The sequence below is a fragment of the Actinomadura latina NBRC 106108 genome (genome assembly GCF_001552195.1).
Taxonomy (GTDB): Bacteria; Actinomycetota; Actinomycetes; order Streptosporangiales; family Streptosporangiaceae; genus Spirillospora; species Spirillospora latina.
On the sequence record NZ_BCQS01000005.1, the window covers coordinates 633,607 to 652,984 of the forward strand.

At 72.2% G+C, this 19,378-nt stretch carries 17 protein-coding genes; 7 read left to right on the top strand and 10 right to left on the bottom strand.

Annotated elements, in window-relative coordinates:
• Window positions 1-38 precede the first annotated feature (38 nt).
• Window positions 39-2,381: an accessory Sec system translocase SecA2 gene (gene secA2, locus AL2_RS09225; protein WP_067631897.1), complete on the bottom strand. Its 2,343-nt coding sequence runs from the start codon at window positions 2,379-2,381 to the stop codon at window positions 39-41.
• Window positions 2,382-2,612: 231 nt separating this feature from the next.
• Between secA2 and AL2_RS39735 the strand changes: the two genes are divergently transcribed.
• Window positions 2,613-2,747 carry a hypothetical protein gene (locus tag AL2_RS39735; protein ID WP_281181575.1) on the top strand — a complete coding sequence of 45 codons (135 nt, stop codon included), beginning with the start codon at window positions 2,613-2,615 and terminating at the stop codon, window positions 2,745-2,747.
• 67 nt (window positions 2,748-2,814) lie between these two features.
• On the opposite strand, the gene AL2_RS09230 is transcribed toward AL2_RS39735, so the two are convergent.
• On the bottom strand, window positions 2,815-4,038 hold the full coding sequence (locus tag AL2_RS09230) for an ROK family transcriptional regulator (RefSeq protein ID WP_067631899.1): 1,224 nt from the start codon (window positions 4,036-4,038) through the stop codon (window positions 2,815-2,817).
• A 253-nt stretch (window positions 4,039-4,291) separates the two neighbouring features.
• Between AL2_RS09230 and AL2_RS09235 the strand changes: the two genes are divergently transcribed.
• The 6 genes from AL2_RS09235 to AL2_RS09260 all read left to right on the top strand — a co-directional run bounded on the left by AL2_RS09235 (window position 4,292) and on the right by AL2_RS09260 (window position 10,257).
• On the top strand, window positions 4,292-5,563 hold the full coding sequence (locus AL2_RS09235; protein WP_067631902.1) for an extracellular solute-binding protein: 1,272 nt from the start codon (window positions 4,292-4,294) through the stop codon (window positions 5,561-5,563).
• A 21-nt stretch (window positions 5,564-5,584) separates the two neighbouring features.
• Complete coding sequence (locus AL2_RS09240) at window positions 5,585-6,556, top strand: carbohydrate ABC transporter permease (RefSeq protein ID WP_067631903.1); 972 nt, start codon at window positions 5,585-5,587, stop codon at window positions 6,554-6,556.
• The gene (locus AL2_RS09245; protein ID WP_168444627.1) at window positions 6,553-7,395 is read left to right on the top strand and encodes a carbohydrate ABC transporter permease; all 843 of its coding nucleotides are present in this window, start codon (window positions 6,553-6,555) and stop codon (window positions 7,393-7,395) included. Before AL2_RS09240 ends, AL2_RS09245 begins: the two co-directional genes overlap by 4 nt.
• Complete coding sequence (locus AL2_RS09250; RefSeq protein WP_245666469.1) at window positions 7,392-8,864, top strand: glycoside hydrolase family 3 protein; 1,473 nt, start codon at window positions 7,392-7,394, stop codon at window positions 8,862-8,864. Before AL2_RS09245 ends, AL2_RS09250 begins: the two co-directional genes overlap by 4 nt.
• A 118-nt stretch (window positions 8,865-8,982) precedes the next feature.
• Window positions 8,983-9,447: an RrF2 family transcriptional regulator gene (locus AL2_RS09255; RefSeq protein ID WP_067631905.1), complete on the top strand. Its 465-nt coding sequence runs from the start codon at window positions 8,983-8,985 to the stop codon at window positions 9,445-9,447.
• A gap of 27 nt (window positions 9,448-9,474) precedes the next feature.
• Entirely contained in the window at window positions 9,475-10,257 is a 783-nt protein-coding gene (locus AL2_RS09260) for a DNA-formamidopyrimidine glycosylase family protein (protein ID WP_067631907.1), read from the top strand.
• Window positions 10,258-10,404: 147 nt separating this feature from the next.
• On the opposite strand, the gene AL2_RS09265 is transcribed toward AL2_RS09260, so the two are convergent.
• From AL2_RS09265 to AL2_RS09300, 8 genes are all read right to left on the bottom strand, one after another.
• A complete protein-coding gene (locus AL2_RS09265; RefSeq protein WP_067631909.1) occupies window positions 10,405-10,872 on the bottom strand; it encodes a Dps family protein in 468 nt (155 codons plus the stop codon).
• Between the two features lie 129 nt (window positions 10,873-11,001).
• Entirely contained in the window at window positions 11,002-11,355 is a 354-nt protein-coding gene (locus AL2_RS09270) for a helix-turn-helix domain-containing protein (protein WP_067632549.1), read from the bottom strand.
• Window positions 11,356-11,466: 111 nt separating this feature from the next.
• Window positions 11,467-12,762 carry a CinA family nicotinamide mononucleotide deamidase-related protein gene (locus AL2_RS09275; protein ID WP_067631911.1) on the bottom strand — a complete coding sequence of 432 codons (1,296 nt, stop codon included), beginning with the start codon at window positions 12,760-12,762 and terminating at the stop codon, window positions 11,467-11,469.
• Window positions 12,763-13,186: 424 nt separating this feature from the next.
• The gene (locus AL2_RS09280; protein ID WP_067631913.1) at window positions 13,187-13,699 is read right to left on the bottom strand and encodes a DUF1990 domain-containing protein; all 513 of its coding nucleotides are present in this window, start codon (window positions 13,697-13,699) and stop codon (window positions 13,187-13,189) included.
• A 1-nt stretch (window position 13,700) separates the two neighbouring features.
• The gene (locus AL2_RS09285; RefSeq protein ID WP_067631915.1) at window positions 13,701-14,291 is read right to left on the bottom strand and encodes a CDP-alcohol phosphatidyltransferase family protein; all 591 of its coding nucleotides are present in this window, start codon (window positions 14,289-14,291) and stop codon (window positions 13,701-13,703) included.
• A complete protein-coding gene (gene rimO, locus AL2_RS09290) occupies window positions 14,288-15,718 on the bottom strand; it encodes a 30S ribosomal protein S12 methylthiotransferase RimO (protein WP_067631917.1) in 1,431 nt (476 codons plus the stop codon). Before rimO ends, AL2_RS09285 begins: the two co-directional genes overlap by 4 nt.
• Before the next feature lie 90 nt (window positions 15,719-15,808).
• Window positions 15,809-16,564 (bottom strand): helix-turn-helix domain-containing protein, encoded by a 756-nt coding sequence (locus tag AL2_RS09295; RefSeq protein WP_083946236.1) that lies wholly within the window; start codon window positions 16,562-16,564, stop codon window positions 15,809-15,811.
• A 174-nt stretch (window positions 16,565-16,738) separates the two neighbouring features.
• Window positions 16,739-19,351, bottom strand: a complete 2,613-nt coding sequence (locus tag AL2_RS09300) for a DNA translocase FtsK (protein WP_067631919.1) — start codon at window positions 19,349-19,351, stop codon at window positions 16,739-16,741.
• Between the last annotated feature and the right edge of the window lie 27 nt (window positions 19,352-19,378).

Genomic DNA, 19,378 nt, shown 5'->3' on the forward strand with positions numbered 1-19,378 from the left:
GCCGCCGTCCTCCGTGCCGCCGGCCCGTCCCCGCAGGCTCAGCGGCGGCCCTTGAACATGCTGATGAGGCCGCGGAGGGCGCGTTCGTCCAGGGAGCCGAAGGGGTTGTCGTGGACCAGGTAGGTCCATGTCGCGGAGGGGCGCTTCAGTCCGGCGGAGTCCAGGTCGATGCCGTCCTCGGTGGCGGTCAGGGCCTCGAATACCTCCACCGAGCGTTTCCGGGCGTCACCGAGGAGGCGCTTGCCCGCGGGGACGGCCTCGCGGTTGAACTCGACCAGGGGGTCCAGGCCGCGGCCGAGGGAGCGCAGGTGGATGCCCTCCCGCAGGTCGGCGAGGTAGGCGAGGTGCTCGGCCCAGCAGCGGTCCAGCTGGTAGAGGACGACCTGGCGGGCGGCGGAGGACACCGCGTCCGCGCCGGCGGCCTTGGTGAGCTCGGCGTGCTTCTCCGGCGCCGACGACGCCATGGCCTTGTCAGCGGCGTCACCGTGCAGGACGGCGTCGCGTTCGGTGAGCAGTTCGCGGCGCTGCAGCCCGATCAGGTGGTTGTAGCGCCAGGTGTTGCGGTGCAGTTCGAGGTCGACGCCTTCGGCGACGCGCTGGGCGTGGCCGACGATCCAGTGCGTGCCCTTGTCGGTGATGAGCCCGTCGTCGTCCAAGGGGGCCTTGGTCTTCTCGTCGGGGGCGTAGCGGGTGACGAGGTCGTCCTGGAGGCTGGTGAAGAAGACGGAGGCGCCGGGGTCGCCCTGGCGGCCGGCGCGGCCGCGGAGCTGGTCGTCCAGGCGGCTGCTGTGGTAGCGGCCCGTGCCGATGACCAGCAGGCCGCCGGCCTCGGCCACGCGGTCGTGGTCGGAGCCGGGCGTGTCGGCCGGCGCCGTGCCGGGCGCGGCGGCCGGGCTGCCGCCGAGGCGGATGTCGGTGCCGCGGCCCGCCATCTGGGTGGAGACCGTGATGGCGCCGCGGGCCCCGGCCTCGGCGATGATCGCGGCCTCTTCGGCGTCGTTCTTGGCGTTCAGGACGACCCGGTCGAGCCCCGCGCGGGCGAGGCTGCGGGCCAGCCGCTCGGACTCGGCGACGTCGCCGGTGCCGATCAGCACCGGGCGGCCGGTCGCGTGCGCGGCGGCGACCTCCTCGACGATCGCGACCTCCTTGTCCGCCGCGGTCGCGTAGAGGCGGTCCGGCCGGTCGTCGCGGACGCAGGGCCGGTTGGGCGGGACCACCGCGATCTGCAGCGCGTAGAACTCGGTTAGCTGGCCGGATACGGCCATCGCGGTACCGGTCATCCCGCACCGGGCGGGATAGCGCCCGATCAGCTCCTGGACGGTGATCGAGTCGAGGATCTCGCCGCTCGGGGACGCCTCCAGGGCCTCCTTCGCCTCGACCGCGGCCTGCAGGCCGTCGGGCCAGCGCTGCAGCAGCGCGACCCGGCCGCGCGATTCGCTGATGAGCTTCACGGCGCCGTCCCGGACGATGTAGTCCACGTCGCGGTGCAGCAGGACTTCGGCGTGCAGGGCCACGTTCACGGCGGTGAGGGTGCGCAGGTTCCCGGGCGCGTAGAGGTCGAGGCCGAGGACGCGTTCCACCTCGCGCGTCCCGGCGGGCGTGAGCTGGACGTTCCGCGCCTCGTCGTCGGTCGCGTAGTGCAGGCCGGGCCGCAGCCGCCGGACGAGGTCGGCGTACCGGGGGTCGGCGGCGTCGAGGTCGGCGGCGCCGGCGAGGACGAGCGGCACCATGGCCTCGTCCACCAGCACCGAGTCGGCCTCGTCGATCAGCGCGACGGACGGCTCGGGCAGCACGACGTCGGCGGGGCTGGTCACGAGCCGGTCCCGCAGGAGGTCGAACCCGACCTCGCTGACCGGCGCGTACGTCACGTCGGCCCGGTACGCCGCCCGGCGCTCGTCCGGTGTGGACGACTGCCCGACCCAGCCGGTGGTCACGCCGAGCATCGCGTGCAGCGGCCCCATCCACTCGGCGTCGCGGCGCGCCAGGTAGTCGTTGACCGACATGACGTGGACCCGGCGGCCGCGCAGCGCGTAGCCGGCGGCGGCCAGCGCCCCGGACAGGGTCTTGCCCTCGCCGGTGGCCATCTCGGCGACGTGCCCGGACAGCAGCGCGAGCGTCCCGATCAACTGGACGTCGAACGGCCGCTCCCCCAGCGTCCGGCGGGCGGCCTCCCGGCCGAGGGCGCACAGCTCCGCCAGGTCCCCCTCCTCGCGGACCTCTCTCGCACGCAGGGCGGACGCGGCGGCGGTCAACTCGGCGTCGGACAGTTTCCGTACGCCGGCCTCGCGCTTCCCCGCCTGGTCCACGACGGCCCGGAAGGGCGCCAGGTCGACGCTGCCCGGCTTCTGCACGAGCCGCCGCAGCCGGTCACGCAGCGCCATGGCCCCTCGGTTCTTCGCTCACGGTCCCCCCAACGGCGGATACGGGATGGTCGTTCCCCTCAATGATCCCAGGGGGAACCCGGAAGGCGGCCGGGGCGTCCTACGCTGCTGGTCGGACCTCGATCTCATTCCTCGGACGGATCCCCGGCCCCCTCTCGTTTGAGAGCATGAAGGCATCACGGGGTTTGCGGTGGCCAAGGGGAAAGCGCCACCGCGGAACGGGGTTTCGCCATGACACCTACGGCACGGAAGGCCGCCGCGCTCCGGCGCAAGCGCCAGATCATCAGTCAGACCGTCATCGACCGCGCGCTGAACGACCCGCGGCGCCACCGGGAGGCCGCCGTCGCGGCGGCGCCCGCCAAGTAGCCGCGCTGGGAACGCTCCCGCGCGAGAGAAAGTGCCCCCCGCCGCCGGGCGGGGGGCACTTGCGTTTCTAGGACGCCCCGTCCGCGGAGAAGACGTCGTCGCGGGCCTTCTGCAGCGCTGCGTACAGGGCGCCGCGCAGCACCGGGTTGCCCTCCACCTCGGTCACGGCCACGGTCGGCCGGGTGGGGCTGATGCGGCCGACGATCCGCTCGATGCGGGTCGCGAGGGGCCGTCCTCCGGCCCGGCCGAGGCTGCCCGACAGCACGACGAGCCCCGGGTCCAGGACGATGTTGACCGAGGTCACGCCGTAGGAGATGCGGGTGGCGAGCTCGTCCAGGAACGGCCCGCCGCGGCTTTCGTCGGCGGCGGCCGCGCTGACGCAGTCGAACGCGGTCGCCTCGGCGATCCCGTGCTCGTGGGCGAGGGCCCGGACGGCGTCCGCGCCGACCAGCGCGCCGTAGCCGCCGGCGAGGGTCGGGATGTTCCAGGAGGTCGACTCGATGACGCCCTCGTCCTTCGGGCCGCGCCGGGCGGCGCCGAGCGGCAGCGGCGCGCCGGGCACCGGCAGGTAGCCGATCTCCCCGGCGCCGCCCCACCGGCCGCGGTGCAGCCGGCCGCCGAGCATGACCGACAGGCCCATGCCGCGGTCGAACCACATGAGGGCGAAGTCGTCGGCGTGATGGGCGGCGCCGTAGGCGCGTTCGGCGATGGCGGCGAGGTTGACGTCGTTCTCGATGGTCACGGGCCGGCGCAGGTCGGTCCGCAGCGCGGCGAGGACGCCCTCGTGCCAGGACGGCAGGTCGAAGGCGAACTGGACGTCGCCCGAGCGCGGGTCGACGACGCCGGGCGTCCCGATGACGAAGGCGCTCAGCTTCGACACCGCGACCTTGGCGGAGCGGCACGCCTTGACGACGGCGTTGTGCACGGTCTTCACCGGCTCGTCGGCGCCGTTCGGGTCCACGGTGACCTGGGCGGTGAGGTGCCCGGTGATGTCGGCGACGCCGGCGGTGATCCCGTCCGGCCCGACCTCCAGCCCGGCGACGTAGGCGCTGGACGGCACGACGGCGTACAGGGCGGCGTTGGGGCCCCGCCCCCCGGCCTGCTCGCCGACGACCGAGACGAGCCCGCGGTCCTCCAGTCTCGACAACAGCTGAGAGGCGGTTACCTTCGATAGCCCGGTGTGCTCGCCGATCTGCGCGCGGGTCAGCGGGCCCTGCTCGACGAGCAGGTCCAGCGCCGCGCGGTCGTTGAGCTCACGCAGCAGCCTCGGCGTTCCCGGGCGTCTGGCCATGCCGGCCCCCTCGATGTCTCAATCCGCTAACGAGCAGTTTTGTTTAGGAAAGTTTCTTGTTAGTTTACGCCCAAGCGCCGACCGGTCCGGTACCCCGGGCCGGGGGCGCGCGCAGAGCGCGGACAGGCGAGCAGGGCGCCCGTGAGCGATGCGAAAGCGAGAGGGACATGGCCGAGACCTTAAAGGGTCGGGGCCGTATCCCTGGCACGCGGGCCACAAGGCCGCGCGAGGCGATGCCGGAAAGGATCCCCCAGTGAAGTACATCAAGGTTGCGGCCGCGGCGGCCGCGATCGCCCTGGCCGCCACGGCCTGCGGCGGCGACAGCAAGGACGACGAGGCCGGCGCGGGCAAGGACCCGGCGCAGCTCAAGGTCTGGATGATGGGCGACGGGACGCCCGAGCAGACCAAGTTCCTCGACGACGTCGAGACGGAGTACAAGCAGAAGCACCCGAACACCGACGTCCAGATCAAGTACGTGCCGTGGCCGCAGGTCGCCACCACGTTCCAGAAGGCGGCCGCGGGCGGCGAGGGCCCGGACGTCACCGAACTCGGCAACACCGACGTCCAGTCCCACGTCGAGCAGGGCAGCCTCGCCGACATCACCGGCGAGTTCAAGGGCTGGGCGGACGGCAAGACGCTCAACAAGACCGCGCTCGGCAACGACACCGCCGACGGGAAGACCTACGCGGTGCCGTGGTACGGCGGCGTCCGCGGCATCTGGTACCGCACGGACTGGTTCCAGGAGCTCGGCATCCAGGCGCCCAAGAACTGGACCGAGCTGACCGCCGCGGCGAAGAAGGTGCAGGACGGCAAGAAGGTGCCCGGCATCGGCATCCCGAGCGACCAGACCAACGCCCTGCTCAGCTTCATCTGGGGCAACAACGGCGCGGTCGCCGTCGACGACGGCAGCGGCGGCTGGAAGGGCCAGCTCGACCAGCCCGCGGCCGTCGAGGCCGTGAAGTACTACGCCGGCCTCGTCGGCACGGAGAAGGTCGCGCCCGAGAAGTACATCGGCAAGAACGAACTGGAGGGCCCGCAGCGCGACTTCGCGCTCGGCAAGCTCGGCATGTACATCGACGGCAGCTGGGCGCTGAAGGAGATGAAGAAGGTCTCCGAGAAGAACGCCGGCAAGTGGGGCGTCTTCCCGATCCCGAGCAAGGCCGGCGGCAACGCGCCGGTCATGGCGGGCGGCTCCGACCTCGCCGTCTGGAAGGACAGCAAGGCCAAGGCCGCGGCCTTCGACTACATCACGGTCCTGAACAACGCCAAGAACGCCAAGGCGTGGGCCGACTACAGCGGCTTCTCGTCCATGCGGTCGGACGTGAAGTTCTCCGACCCGAAGCTGGAGATCTTCACCCAGATCGCCACCAACACCAAGTTCCCCCCGATCGGCCCCGGCTGGGCCGAGTTCGAGCAGGCCAAGAAGGTGCTGCCGAACACCGTGAAGGCGATCATGCAGGGCAAGAACGCCGATGAGCAGATGAAGAAGGCGAACGAGCAGGCCAACACCCTGCTGAACCCGTAGTCCCAGCTGATCGGAACGTCCATGCTCGACACCGCACCCGCGGTGCGGAGAGCGCCCGGCCGGAGGTCCTCCGGCCGGGCGCGCCCCCGCCGCCGGCCCCGCCTCGGGCCCTACCTGCTGATCGCGCCGACCGTGCTCGTGATCGCCGTCCTGATGTTCTGGCCGATGATCCAGATCGGGATCATGTCGTTCCAGAAGGTCGGCAACCGCCAGCTGCGCGGCGAGCCCGCCGAGCAGGTGGGGACCGGGAACTTCGACAAGATCCTCAATGACCCGTTCTTCTGGCAGACCCTCAGGCACACCGTCCTGTTCGCCGTCGTCGCGGTGAGCCTGACGCTGGTCATCGGGACGCTGGTCGGCCTGCTGCTCCACAAGCTCGGCAAGAAGATGTCGGGCTTCGTCGCCGGCGGCGTGATGGTCGCCTGGGCGACCCCGCCGGTCACCGCGGCGATCATCTTCAGCTGGCTGTTCGGCACCACCGGCGGCCTCGTCAACTGGTTCCTCGACCTGCTGCCCGACGTCCTCGTCGGCGGCGGCTGGCTCGACTACAACTGGTTCGCCACGCCGCTGTCCACCTACACCGTGCTCACCGTGTGCGTGGTGTGGCAGGCGTGCCCGTTCATCGCCGTGTCCGTCCTGGCCGGGCTGAAGAGCGTCCCCGGCGAGCTGTACGAGGCGGCCCGGGTGGACGGCTCCGGCCCGTGGCGGACGTTCTGGAGCATCACCTACCCGATGCTCAAGCCGATCTTCATGGTGCTGCTGGTCATGTCGATCATCTGGGACTTCAAGGTCTTCACGCAGCTGTTCATCATGTCCGGGCTGGCCAACCGCGACGCGTTCAACCTGTCGCTCTACGCCTACTCCGAGGCGTTCGGCTCGCTCAACCCGAAGCTCGGCATGGGCTCGGCGATCGCGCTCGTGCTCACGTTCATCCTGCTCATCGTCACCGCCCTGTACGTGCGGGTCATGGTCCGACAGGGGGAGACGCGATGAAGTCCTCACTGCCGCGCAGGATGGTGCTGAACGGGACGGGCCTGCTCGTCTTCGTCCTCGCCGTCTTCCCTGTCTTCTGGATGGCGTCCACCGCGTTCAAGCCGAACACCGAGATCTTCAGCACGACCCCGAAACCGCTCCCCGCCCATCCGACGCTGGACCACTTCGACCTGGTGCTGAACGGCGGCATCGCCGAGGTCTCCTTCTGGGAGTACTTCGGGAACAGCGCGATCCTCGCCGTCGTCACCGTCCTCGCGTCCGGCCTGCTCGCGCTGATGGCGGCCACCGCCGTCGCGCGGTTCCGGTTCCGCTTCCGCACCACCTTCCTGGTGATGCTCCTGGTGGTGCAGATGGTGCCGCTGGAGGCGCTCGTCATCCCGCTGTTCCTCGATCTGAAGCAGCTCGACCTGCTGAACAGCCTGGCGGGCCTCTCGCTCGTCTACATCGGCTTCGCGGTCCCGTTCGCGATCTGGATGCTGCGCGGGTTCGTCGCCGCGGTGCCCCGCGAGCTGGAGGAGGCCGCCGCCATCGACGGCGCCGGCCCGGTCCGGACGTTCTTCACCGTCATGCTCCCGCTCGTCGCGCCCGGACTCGTCGCGACCAGCATCTTCTCCTTCATCACCGCCTGGAACGAGTTCATCTTCGCCTACACGTTCCTCGAAGACCAGAACAAGTACACCCTGCCGATCATGCTGCAGTTCTTCTTCGGCCGCAGCGGCAACGCCTGGGGGCCCATCATGGCAGCGTCCACGCTGCTCACCATTCCCGTCATCGCCTTCTTCCTGCTCGTCCAGCGCCGCATGGTGTCCGGCCTCACCGCCGGGGCGGTGAAGGGGTGACGACCGACGACATCGCGACCACGGCGGAGATCGCCCGGCTGGCGCGCGGCACGCTGCTCCCGTCGTTTCCCGGGGCGACCGCGCCGCGCTGGCTGCTGGACGAACTGGAGGCCGGCCTCGGCGGCGTCACGCTCTTCGCCCTCACCGGCAACGTGCCGAGCACGGAGTCGCTCGCCGCGCTGACCGCGCAGATGCGCAAGGCCGGCGACCCGTTCATCACGATCGACGAGGAGGGCGGCGACGTCACCCGGCTCGGCGGGCACGCGACCGGCAGCCCCTACCCGGGCAACGCCGCGCTCGGCGCCGTGGACGACCCGGAGCTGACCCGGCGCATCTACCGCTCCCTGGGCGCCGAGCTGGCCGAGGTCGGCGTCAACTTCAACTTCGCGCCGTCGGTGGACGTCAACACCGCCGACGACAACCCCGTCATCGGGACCCGCTCGTTCGGCTCCGACCCCGAGCTCGTCGCCCGGCACGCCGCCGCGTCCGTCACCGGGACGCAGGAGGCGGGCGTCGCGGCCTGCGCGAAGCACTTCCCCGGCCACGGCGCGACGGTGGACGACTCGCACCTGTCGATCCCGCTCGTCAACGCCGACCTGGAGCTGCTGGACCGCCGCGAGCTGGTGCCGTTCCGGGCCGCGATCGCCGCCGGCACCCGCGCGGTGATGACCGGGCACCTGAACCTGCCCGCGATCACCGGGGGCGTGCCCGCCACCCTGTCGCACGCCGCGATCACCGGGCTGCTCCGCGGGCACCTCGGCTACGAGGGCGTGATCGTCACCGACGCGCTCGACATGGAGGGCGCGAGCGGCGCGATCGGCATCCCGGAGGCGTCCGTGCGTGCCCTCATCGCGGGCGCCGACCTGCTGTGCCTCGGCCCGCGCGAGCACGCCGAGACCGTCGAGGCGACCCTCGCCGCGGTCGACGACGCCGTCCGCACCGGGCGGCTGTCCATGAACCGGCTGCTGGACGCGGCGGAGCGCACCGCGCGGCTCAGGGAGTGGCTCACGGGGAACAGCCCCGCGGCCATGGACCGCGCCGCCGGCCTGGAGGCCGCCCGTCGCGCCGTGCGCGTCACGGGAGCGCTCCCAGGGTGGGCCGGGCCGCCCCTGGTCGTCGAGACCGAGTCGAGCGGCAACATCGCGGTCGGCCCGACCCCGTGGGGACTGCACCCGTGGGCGCCCGACGCCGTCCAGGCCGGCGCCGCGGACGAGGCGGAGGCGGCGGAGCAGATCCTGGACCGCGCGAAGGGCCGCGGCCTGATCGTCGTCCTGCGCGACGCGCACCGGCACGCGGGCCAGCGCGCCCTCGCCACGGCCCTGCTGACCGCCCGGCCCGACACGGTCGTCGTGGAGATGGGCCTTCCCGTCTGGCGCCCCGGATCGGCCGTGTACCTGGCCACCTACGGCGCCGCGGCCGCCAACGCCCAGGCCGCCGCCGAACTGCTCGGCCTGACCGGCCGGAGCTGATCCGGCCGACCGGACCCGTGGCGCGCCCGCCGGACACAGAGCCCGGTTCCGGCGGGCGCGTCACGCCGTACTCGCGGCCGATGCCCGACCGGTCCGGTCGGCAAGGGATAATACGTGTATGCGATTGTCCGCCCGGGTCGACTATGCGTTGCGCGCCTCCGCCGAGCTGGCGGTCGCCGGGAGTCACCCGGTGACCGCGGTGCAGCTCGCCGAGGCGCAGCAGATCCCGCCCAAATTCCTGGAGAACATCCTCGGCCAGCTGCGCCGGTCCGGGCTCATCCGGAGCCAGCGGGGGCCCGAGGGCGGCTACTGGCTGGCGCGGCCGCCCGAGCGGATCTCCCTCGCCGACATCATCCGCGCCATCGACGGGCCGCTGCTCGGCGTCCGGGGCGAGCGCCCCGAGCACGTCGGGTACCAGGGGCCGGCGCGGTCCCTGCAGGAGGTGTGGATCGCGCTGCGCGCCAGCGAGCGCTCCATCCTCGAGCAGGTCACGCTCGCGCACATCGCGGCCGGGAAGCTGCCCGACCCCGTCGCCAAGCTGACCGAGGACCCGTCCGCCTGGGAGAGCCCCTCCCTGATCTGAGCCCCGCCTTCGGAGGAGACACGGCCCATGCCGGAAGGGGACGTCGTCTGGCTGACGGCCCGGCGGCTGCGCGAGGCGCTCGCCGGGCGGGTGCTCGCACGCTCGGACTTCCGCGTCCCCCGGTTCGCCACCGCCGACCTGCGCGGACGGACCGTCCTGGACACCGTCCCGCGCGGCAAGCACCTCCTCACCCGGGTCGAGGACGGGCTCACCGTGCACACGCATCTGCTGATGGAGGGGCGCTGGCAGATCCGCCGCTCCGGGGCGGCACCGCGCGACCACCGGGTCCGCCTCGTGCTGGCGAACGCGGAGTGGCAGGCGGTCGGCTACTCCCTCGGTCTCGTCGAGCTGCTGCCCACCGCCGAGGAGCACCGTGCGGTCGGCCACCTCGGGCCCGACCTGCTCGATCCGTCCTGGGGCCCGGAGATGGCCGCGGAGGCCGCCGCGAGGCTGGGCGAGCAGCCCGCGCGGGCCATCGGCGAGGCCCTCCTCGACCAGACGCGGCTCGCCGGGATCGGCAACGTGTACAAGGCCGAGGTCCTGTTCCTGCGGGGCGTCGACCCGTGGGCGCGGGTAGGGGACGTTTCCGACCTGCCGGCGCTCGTGGAGTTGTCTCACCGTCTCCTGGACGCCAACAAGGAGCGGAACGGCCACATCACCACCGGCGAAAGGGGACGCGGGCGGGAGCACTGGGTGTACGGGCGGGGCGGCCGCCCCTGCCGGCGCTGCGGGACGCGGATCGAGCGAGCGGAGCAGACCGGCGAGCGGGTCACGTTCTGGTGCCCGCGCTGCCAGCCCTCTCCGACATAGCCGGCACCGCCGTAGCCGACCCCGCCGTAGCCGACAGCGGGGCACACGAAGAAGCCCCGGCCCCCCGCCGATCGGGATCGGCGGGGGGCCGGGGCCTTCACCAGGGTGGAGTCCGCGCCTCGATCGCCGCGGCGTCCCCTCGGGTCGTCAGGTTTGGGCCTGGAACATCCAGTGCTGCTTCTCAAGCTCGGCAGTGATCGAGATGAGCAGGTCCTGCGTGACCTGGTCCGGCTCGTCGGTCGCGGCGATGCGCTCCCGGAACCGGCCGATGATCTGCGCCAGTATGTCGGTCACCGCGGCGACGACCTTGTCGTCGTCGAGGTAGCCGGCCTCCAGCTGCGGCAGCTCGGTGCGGTCGGCGACCGTGCGGGCACGGCCGTCGGGGTTCACGCCGATCGCCACGGCGCGCTCGGCCACATCGTCCTGCCCGGTGCGGGCGAGGGCGACGACCTCGTCCAGGTGCTCGTGCACGACCTTGAAGTTGCGCCCGGTCAGGTTCCAGTGCGCCTGCTTGGCCAGGAGGGCCAGGTCGATCAGGTCGACCAGGGCGCCCTGCAGGGCCTGTCCCACCACCTTCACGGCATCGTCCGGGAGCGGGCTCTTGACCGTCGCCATTTTCAGGCTCCTTCCGCATCGTTACGGTTATCCGCTACAACACGGAAAAATCCCCGGAAATGCCGCGTTCATGCGTGAGACCGCGCACACCCGCGGCCCCGGTAAGGGCATGAACGCGCCAAGAACGGGTCAGGCCGCGACCATATCGGCGCGGAACTCCCCGGTGATCTCCTCCGGCGTTTCCGGAATGCTCTCGGTGGTAATGCGCTCGTGCTCCGGCGCGCCCGCCATGACGGGCTCGTGCTGCAGCTCGGCGAGGGCCAGCTGATCCGCGACCTCCCTCAGGACGTGCGACAGCGGGACGCCCAGGGCTTTGCAGATCGAGGACAGCAGCTCCGACGAAGCCTCTTTCTGTCCCCGCTCGACCTCGGAGAGATAGCCGAGTGACACCCGTGCCGCCGCGGACACCTCACGGAGGGTGCGTCCCTGGCGCAGCCGCAGCTGCCGCAGTACGTCACCGAGCAGCTGGCGAAGCAGGACCATCGTCTCGCTCCCTCCCTCAGTTCGGACCATCTGCCGGTTCCACCGTACCCGCCTTGACGGTGACCATGGCAGACCGTTGATTTCGTGTTCGCTGGGAACGTAACGCTGTAATCAGTCCCGGTCTTCCCGATCTGCCTGAGCCTCCTCGCTCTCGTCCTCGGCGTCAAGCCCCATCAGGACGCGTCTCAGCAGCTCAAGGGCGTGCACGACGGTCATCCGCCGGATCACCGCGCGGATCTCCGCGCCGGCGCCGGGCACGGGGAGTTTCGGGCTGACCACAGTGCGCGAATTTCCAGGACCGGCCACGCCGATATAGACCGTTCCCACGGGATGCCCGTCCTGCGTGTCGGGGCCGGCGACCCCGGTGACCGCCAGCCCGTAGGTCGCGCCGACCGCGTCCCGGACGCCCGCGGCCATCGCGGCGGCCACGTCCGGGTGGACGGCGCCGTGCTCGGCGAGCAGGTCCGCCGGGACGCCGAGCAGCCGCCGCTTGGCCTCGGTCGCGTACGTCACCATGCCGCCCGCGTAGGTCGCGGACGAGCCGGGCATCGCGGTCAGCTCCGCGCCGATGAGCCCGCCGGTCAGCGACTCCGCCGCCGCGACGGTCTCCCCGCGGGCCGCGAGCAGCCGGTGGACGACCCGGTCCAGCGAGTCGTCCTCGGCCCCGTACACGGCCGGGCCGAGCAGCGACCGGACGCGCCTCTCGACGCCCTCCAGGCGCCCGGCGGCGTCCGGGCCGGCCACGGTGATCCGGATCTTCACCTCGGCCGGGTCGGGCAGGTAGGCGAGCTTCACGCCGTCCATCGCCTCGACCTCGGCGAGCCGCGTCGCGACGACCGACTCCCACATCCGGGCGGTGCGCAGCGTGCGGCGCGCGACCGCGGGCAGCCCGGCGGCGCGGGCCAGTTCCGGCAGCACCACCTCGTCCATGATCGTGCGCATCTCGAACGGGACGCCGGGCAGCGCGTAGACGATCCCGCCGGGCAGCTCGATGCGCAGGCCGGGCGCCGAGCCGGCGGAGTTCACCAGCGCCCGCGCGCCCTTGGGGACGTCCGCCATGCGCAGCGCCATCGGCTGCAGCTCGCGGCCGGCGCGGGCGACCCGCTCGCGCAGCCGCCGCTCCAGGCCCGGATCGCGGACGAGGGGGACGCCCGCCGCCGCGGCGAGCGCGTCCCGGGTGAGGTCGTCGTAGGTGGGCCCGAGCCCGCCGGTGGTGATCACCGCGTCGGCCCGTTCGAGCGCCGTCGTGACGGCCGCGACGATGACGTCCAGCTCGTCCCCGACGACGACGCTGCGGGTGACCTCGACGCCGTGGTCGGCGAGCCGCCGGCCCAGCCACGCCGCGTTGCCGTTGATCGTGTCGCCGAGGAGCAGCTCGTCCCCGACGGTGAGCAGTTCGACTCGCATGGCGTCCGAATCTACCGGCGGGCCCGCGACGGCGTCGGCGCGCCATCGGTTCACCGGGAGAACCGGCCGGATGAGGACGCCGCCGCCGCGCGCCGTTCGAACCGGTCCAACGGCCCCGCCGCATTTCCGTCGCGGCGCGAAGGAGAGGGCCGCGCTTTGTCCGCCGGGACGGGACCGGATCCGTCACGGCGCGCGGGCAATACGGGCACGCGGACGCACATCGTCGCCGCACGGCATTGACCGGAGGTCCAACAAAACCTGGAAGCCCAGGTCACGTTGTGAGTCAAAACTCATTTGATCGATTCGTCCGCACGAACGCGGACAGGGATAATCGAAATTGCGTGGCGCCCGCGAGACGGGGCCGCGGGACCACGACCGGGGTGGGCGTGGCCTCGCTGCCGCCCGCGGGCGCCACGGCCCGGCCTCAGATACGCGCCAGCCGGCGCAGCACGGCGCCGCAGCGGCGGGCGTAGAGACGCTGGAACAGCGGCACCAGCGGGCCCGCCAGCCGCGCCGCCGCCGTCGCCGGGCGGCTGAACGCGGTGACCGTCAGCCACACGTCGTCCTCCTCGTCCCGGTGCACGACGAACGACTCCTCACCCGACGCCGGATGCCCCGGCAGGGTCCCGTACGCCCATCCGGCGTACCGCTCCTCCTCGCGCGTCCACACGATCCGGCAGGGCGCGTCGAGCCGCAGCGGGCCGACGCCGATCCCGACCACGACGGTCACGCCGGGCGCCGCGTGCGGGGCGGAGGCCGCCACCCGGGCGGGGAGCGCCCGGTGCATCCAAAAGTCCATCAACGCGTCGGCCGCGTCCCGGAAGGCCGCCTCGCCGCGCCCGACCGGCATGCGCTCCCGCAGGTAGCGGTACCCGGCGGGCCGCTCCGCGTCGCGCGTCGCGCCCACCTCGGGGTAGGTGAAGTCCTGTCCGGTCATGTCAGGAAGACCCGGAGGCGCGGCGCATCCGCCACGCCTGGACGACGTAGTCGACGCCCGTGACGACGGTGACGACGAGGGCGGCGGCCATCGTGACCCAGCGGACGTAGTCGAGCGGGCCCGGCAGGATGAAGAAGCCGATGGCGATGACCTGGAGCATCGTCTTCAGCTTCCCGCCCTTGCTGGCCGGAATGACGCCGTGCCGGATGACCACGAACCGCATCACCGTGATGCCGACCTCGCGCACCATGATGGCGGCCGTCACCCACCACCACAGCTCTCCCATCACCGACAGGCTGACCAGCGCGGCGCCGGTGAGCGCCTTGTCGGCGATCGGGTCGGCGATCTTGCCGAAGTCGGTGACGAGGCCGCGGGCCCGCGCGATGTCCCCGTCGATCTTGTCGGTGATCGAGGCGGCAGCGAACACCGCGAACGCGGCGAGCCGCCAGCCGGTCCCGTCCAGGAACAGCAGCCACACGAAGACCGGGACCAGCACGATCCGGGCCATCGTCAGCGCGTTGGCGATGTTCCACACGCCGGCCGGGGGCGGGTCCGGGGTGCCCGCGACCGGATCCGGGGGACCCGCGATCATGCCACCTCCGCGATCAGGTCCGCACCGTCGCTGCCGGTGACGCGCGCCTCCACGATCTCGCCCAGCGCCAGTCCGGCGCCGCGGACGAGGACCGTCCCGTCCACCTCCGGCGCCTGGTGCTCGGCGCGCCCCTCGAAGCCGCCCTCCCCCGCGTTGTCCTCCGGCAGGGCCTTATCCTCCAGCAGGACGCGGACCCGCGTGCCGATCCGGTCCTCGGCCCGCTGGGATGTCAGCTCCTGCGCGATACCGGACAGCTCGTCGACGCGGCGCGCGACCTCGGCCGGATCCAGCTTGCCGTCCAGGTTCGCGGCCTCGGTGCCGTCCTCGTCGGAGTAGCCGAACACGCCGACCGCGTCCAGCCTCGCGGCGGACAGGAACTCCGCCAGCTCCTCGAAGTCGTCCTCGGTCTCGCCGGGGAAGCCGACGATGAAGTTGGACCGCACGCCCGCCTCCGGCGCCAGCGCGCGGATCTGGTCGAGCAGCCCGAGGAACCGCTCCCGGTCGCCGAACCGCCGCATCGAGCGCAGCACCGGGCCGGACGCGTGCTGGAACGACATGTCGAAGTAGGGTGCGACGCCGGGCGTGCCGCAGATCGCCTCGATGAGGCCGGGACGCGTCTCGGCGGGCTGCAGGTAGCTGACCCGGACGCGCTCGATCCCGTCCACGGCGGCGAGGCCGGGCAGCAGCCGCTCCAGCGCGCGCAGGTCGCCGAGGTCCTTGCCGTAGGACGTCGAGTTCTCGCTGACGAGGACCAGCTCGCGGACGCCGTGCCCGGCGAGCCAGCGCGCCTCCTCCAGCACCTCCGCCGGCGGGCGCGACACGTACGCACCGCGGAACGCGGGGATCGCGCAGAACGTGCAGCGCCGGTCGCAGCCGGACGCGAGCTTCAGCGGCGCCACCGGGCCGCCGCCGAGCCGCCGCCGCAGCACCCGGGGGCCGGACGCGGGCGCCACCCCGTCCGGCAGGTCGGCCGGGCCGCCGTGCCCGGGGACCGCCACCTGGGACGCCGACCGCTCCACCGGGCTGATCGGCAGCAGGGTCCGGCGGTCGCGCGGCGTGTGCGCCTCCCGCCTGCGGCCCGCCATGACGTCGTCGAGCCGCTCCCCGATGCCGGCGTAGTCGTCGAAGCCGAGCACCGCGTCGGCCTCCGGCAGCGCCTCCGCCAGCTCCTTGCCGTACCGCTCGGCCATGCAGCCGGCCGCCACGACCTTCGCGCCCGAGTCGTGCGCGGCGAGCAGCGTGTCGATGGAGTCCTTCTTGGCGGCCTCGATGAACCCGCAGGTGTTGACGACCACCACGTCGGCGCCGTCCGCGCCGTCGGCCAGGTCCCAGCCCGCGTCCTCGATGCGCGCGGCGAGCTCCTCGGAATCGACCTCGTTGCGGGCGCAGCCGAGCGTGATGAGCGAGACCTTGCGGCGAGTGGACATGCCCCTAAAGGTAATGGGCCTCGGCGCCAAGGCGTACCAGCGGCCCCTAAGCGAATCGTCACAAAGGCGGATGACCCTTGAGCCCCCGGCTCAGGCGGGTTCGGGGTCGTTGCGGTCGAAGCTCAGCCGCTGCACGCCCTTGCCCTTGCCGGGCGAGCCGATGTCCTTGCCGTTGACGGTCAGGTTGACGCTGCCGCCGACGCCGACCACCAGCTTGACCTTCTTCTTGGCGGTGAAGTCCTTCTCCTCGCCCTTGTGCAGGGTGCCGATGAACAGTGTCTCGCCCTTGTCGCCGATGACGTTCAGCCACGTGGTGCGCTTGGCCTCGACCCGCACCTCGACCTTGGTGCGCGGCGCCTCCGCGACCGGCGCGCCGCTCTTGGGCGGCGCGGACGCGGACGGCGACGGGGAGGGCGGCGCGGGCGTGCCCGCGACCTGCTGCGCGGTGCGCTGCTCGCCGCCGCCGCCGTGGCCGACCACCTGGACGACGCCGTAGATGACGACGAGGGCGAGGGCGAGCACCATCGCGGCGCTCCAGTTCGGCGCCTTGCGCTCCCGGAACGCGACGGGCTGCTCCGGCTCGAACGCCGACAGCACCGAGACGGGCTGCGGGGCGCCGCCGTGCGCGGCGTCGAACTCGGCGACGAGCGGCTCCGGGTCGATGCGGATGACCCGGGAGATGCTGCGGATGTGGCCGCGGGCGTAGAAGTTGCCGCCGCACAGCGAGAAGTCGTCGGCCTCCATGCCGCGAATAACGGTTTCCCGGATCCGCGTCTGGAGACTCACCTGTGTCACCGAGAGACCGGCCCGCTCGCGCTCCTCCGCCAAGGTCTCACCGATGCTCACCTCGGGCCTCCTTCGGGGGCGCTCGTGGCCGATCTTCTGCGACACCAGTCTAGGAACGGGAATGCCCGCTGGGCGACAGCCGACACGTTCGAAACAGGGCAAGATTTCGCATCATTCCGTAATGCTCCGGCCTTACCCCGCCCGGCCGCCGCTCAGGCGCCGCTCGGCCGCCGCTCAGGCGCCGCCGCGCAGTTCCGCGAGCACCCCGGGGAGATCGTCCGGTTTGGCCAGCACGTCCCGCGCCTTGGAGCCCTCGCTCGGCCCGACGATGTCGCGGCTCTCCATCAGGTCCATCAGCCGGCCGGCCTTGGCGAAACCGACGCGGAGCTTGCGCTGCAGCATCGACGTCGACCCGAACTGCGTCGAGACGACCAGCTCGATCGCCTGGACGAGCAGGTCCATGTCGTCGCCGATCTCCTCGTCGATCTCCTTCTTCGGCTTGTTCGACTCGGCGACGTCCTCGCGGTAGTTCGCCTCCATCTGCTTCTTGCAGTGGTCGACGACCCCGTGGATCTCCTTCTCCGACACGTAGGCGTTCTGCAGCCGCATCGGCTTGCTCGCGCCCATCGGCAGGAACAGCGCGTCGCCCTGCCCCACGAGCTTCTCCGCGCCCGGCTGGTCGAGGATGACGCGGCTGTCGGACAGCGACGACGTCGCGAACGCCAGCCGGGACGGCACGTTGGCCTTGATGAGCCCGGTCACGACGTCCACCGACGGCCGCTGCGTGGCCAGCACCAGGTGGATGCCGGCGGCGCGGGCGAGCTGGGTGATGCGGACGACCGAGTCCTCCACGTCGCGCGGCGCGACCATCATCAGGTCGGCCAGCTCGTCCACGATGACCAGCATGTACGGGTACGGCGTGTAGACACGCTCGCTGCCGGGCGGCGGCTTGAGCTTGCCCGCCTTCACCGCCTTGTTGAAGTCGTCGATGTGCCGGTACCCGGACGCGGCCAGGTCGTCGTAGCGGCGGTCCATCTCCCCGACGACCCACTCCAGGGCCTCGGCGGCCTTCTTCGGGCTGGTGATGATCGGCGTGATCAGGTGCGGGATGCCCTGGTACATCGTCAGCTCGACCCGCTTGGGGTCGACCAGGATCATCCGCACCTCGTCCGGCGTGGCGCGCATCAGGATCGAGCAGATGAGCCCGTTGATGCACGTCGACTTGCCGGCGCCGGTGGCGCCCGCGATGAGGATGTGCGGCATCTTCGCCAGGTTCGCCACGACCGTGCGCCCCTCGACGTCCTTGCCGAGCCCCACGATCATCGGGTGGTGCTCGTTGGTCGCGGCCGGCGAGCGGAGCACGTCGCCGAGGCTGACGATGTCCTTGTCGGTGTTGGGGATCTCCACCCCGATCGCGGACTTGCCGGGGATCGGGGAGATGATGCGCACGTCGGCGCTCTTCACCGCGTAGGCGATGTTCTTGGTCAGCGCGATGACCTTCTCGACCTTCACCGCCGGGCCCAGCTCGATCTCGTACCGGGTGATCGTCGGACCGCGGGTGAACCCGGTGACCTGCGCGTCGATGTCGAACTGCTCCAGCACGCCGGTGAGCGCGTTGACCACCGTGTCGTTGGCCTTCGTCCGCGGCTTGGACACGCTCCCGGGCCGCAGCGCCGACGGGTCGGGCAGCACGTAGATCTCGCCGGACGACGACAGCGGCAACTGCTCGGACCGGCGCGGCGCGGGGGTCGGGTCGGGCGCCTCGTGCGGCGCCCCGGCCATGGACTCGCCCGCCACGTGCTCGTCCCCCGGCTCGTGCGGGGGCTCGTCGTCGGCGGGCGGCGCGGGCGGCGGGACGCCGGGGCCGAACGGGTCGGGCTCGAACAGCTCGTCGGCGAGGTCGCGCCTCGGCCGGCCGGCCTTCTCGGGCTCCTCCTCCAGCAGCGGCGTGTCGTACGGCCGGGAGTGCTCGCCGACCTCCAGCTCGTCGCCGCCGTCGTCGGGCTTCTTCTTGCGGCGCCGCTTCTTCGGCGCGTCCTCGCCGTCCGCCTCGCCGGCGGACGGGTGCTCCGCGCGGCTCTGCAGCGTCGCCATCGCCCACAGGTCGGTGACCCGCTCGGGGACCTTCGCGATCGGCGTCGCGGTGACGACCAGCAGCCCGAACCCGGACAGGAGCAGCAGCAGCGGGACGGCCACCCACCCGCTGAGCGCCGCGTCGAGCGGGGCGGACACCAGCCAGCCGATGACGCCGCCGGACTCCCGGACGCCGGCCATGTCCTTCGCCGGGGACGGGACGCCGGCGGAGATGTGCAGGATGCCGAGCACGCCGACGCCGAGCGCGGTGATGCCGATGACGATGCGGCCGGTGTCCTCGTGGTGCTCGGGGTGGCGCAGCGTCCGCCACGCCAGCAGCGCCAGCAGCACGGGCAGCGCCATCGCCATGATGCCGAGCCCGCCGCGCACGACCTTCTCCAGCGCGATCGTGACGACGCCGTCCGGCCGGAACCAGGTGACGGAGGCCAGCACGATCGACGAGCCGAGCAGCGCCAGCCCCAGGCCGTCGCGCCGGTGCTCGGGGTCGAGGTTGCGGGCGCCGTGCCCGTAGGCGCGGAAGACGGACCCGACCGCGACGGCCGCGAGCAGGTACAGCCTGAACAGGAGCTTGAAGAACCCGAGGACGGCCTGGGAGATCGGGTCGGGCTTCTGCGGGGGACGCCCCCGCCCCGAGCCGCGGCCCTTGGAGGTGCCGCTCGGTCGCTTCCGGGGGGAGGAACCTGCGGGCTTGCGAGCCCCACTGCCCCCCGCACGCGAAGAGGTTTTCGCACCCCCGGACGCACGTGTGGCCATGGTTATGAGAGTAACCAAGGACCCAGG

Coding starts and splice junctions, on each gene's coding strand:
- AL2_RS09270 (WP_067632549.1), bottom strand. CDS start 11,355: ATGGTCCTGCTTCGCCAGCTGCTCGGTGACGTACTGCGGCAGCTGCGG.
- secA2 (WP_067631897.1), bottom strand. CDS start 2,381: ATGGCGCTGCGTGACCGGCTGCGGCGGCTCGTGCAGAAGCCGGGCAGC.
- AL2_RS09265 (WP_067631909.1), bottom strand. CDS start 10,872: ATGGCGACGGTCAAGAGCCCGCTCCCGGACGATGCCGTGAAGGTGGTG.
- AL2_RS09280 (WP_067631913.1), bottom strand. CDS start 13,699: ATGACCGGACAGGACTTCACCTACCCCGAGGTGGGCGCGACGCGCGAC.
- AL2_RS09240 (WP_067631903.1), top strand. CDS start 5,585: ATGCTCGACACCGCACCCGCGGTGCGGAGAGCGCCCGGCCGGAGGTCC.
- rimO (WP_067631917.1), bottom strand. CDS start 15,718: ATGTCCACTCGCCGCAAGGTCTCGCTCATCACGCTCGGCTGCGCCCGC.
- AL2_RS39735 (WP_281181575.1), top strand. CDS start 2,613: ATGACACCTACGGCACGGAAGGCCGCCGCGCTCCGGCGCAAGCGCCAG.
- AL2_RS09255 (WP_067631905.1), top strand. CDS start 8,983: ATGCGATTGTCCGCCCGGGTCGACTATGCGTTGCGCGCCTCCGCCGAG.
- AL2_RS09230 (WP_067631899.1), bottom strand. CDS start 4,038: ATGGCCAGACGCCCGGGAACGCCGAGGCTGCTGCGTGAGCTCAACGAC.
- AL2_RS09245 (WP_168444627.1), top strand. CDS start 6,553: ATGAAGTCCTCACTGCCGCGCAGGATGGTGCTGAACGGGACGGGCCTG.
- AL2_RS09285 (WP_067631915.1), bottom strand. CDS start 14,291: ATGATCGCGGGTCCCCCGGATCCGGTCGCGGGCACCCCGGACCCGCCC.
- AL2_RS09300 (WP_067631919.1), bottom strand. CDS start 19,351: ATGGCCACACGTGCGTCCGGGGGTGCGAAAACCTCTTCGCGTGCGGGG.
- AL2_RS09260 (WP_067631907.1), top strand. CDS start 9,475: ATGCCGGAAGGGGACGTCGTCTGGCTGACGGCCCGGCGGCTGCGCGAG.
- AL2_RS09275 (WP_067631911.1), bottom strand. CDS start 12,762: ATGCGAGTCGAACTGCTCACCGTCGGGGACGAGCTGCTCCTCGGCGAC.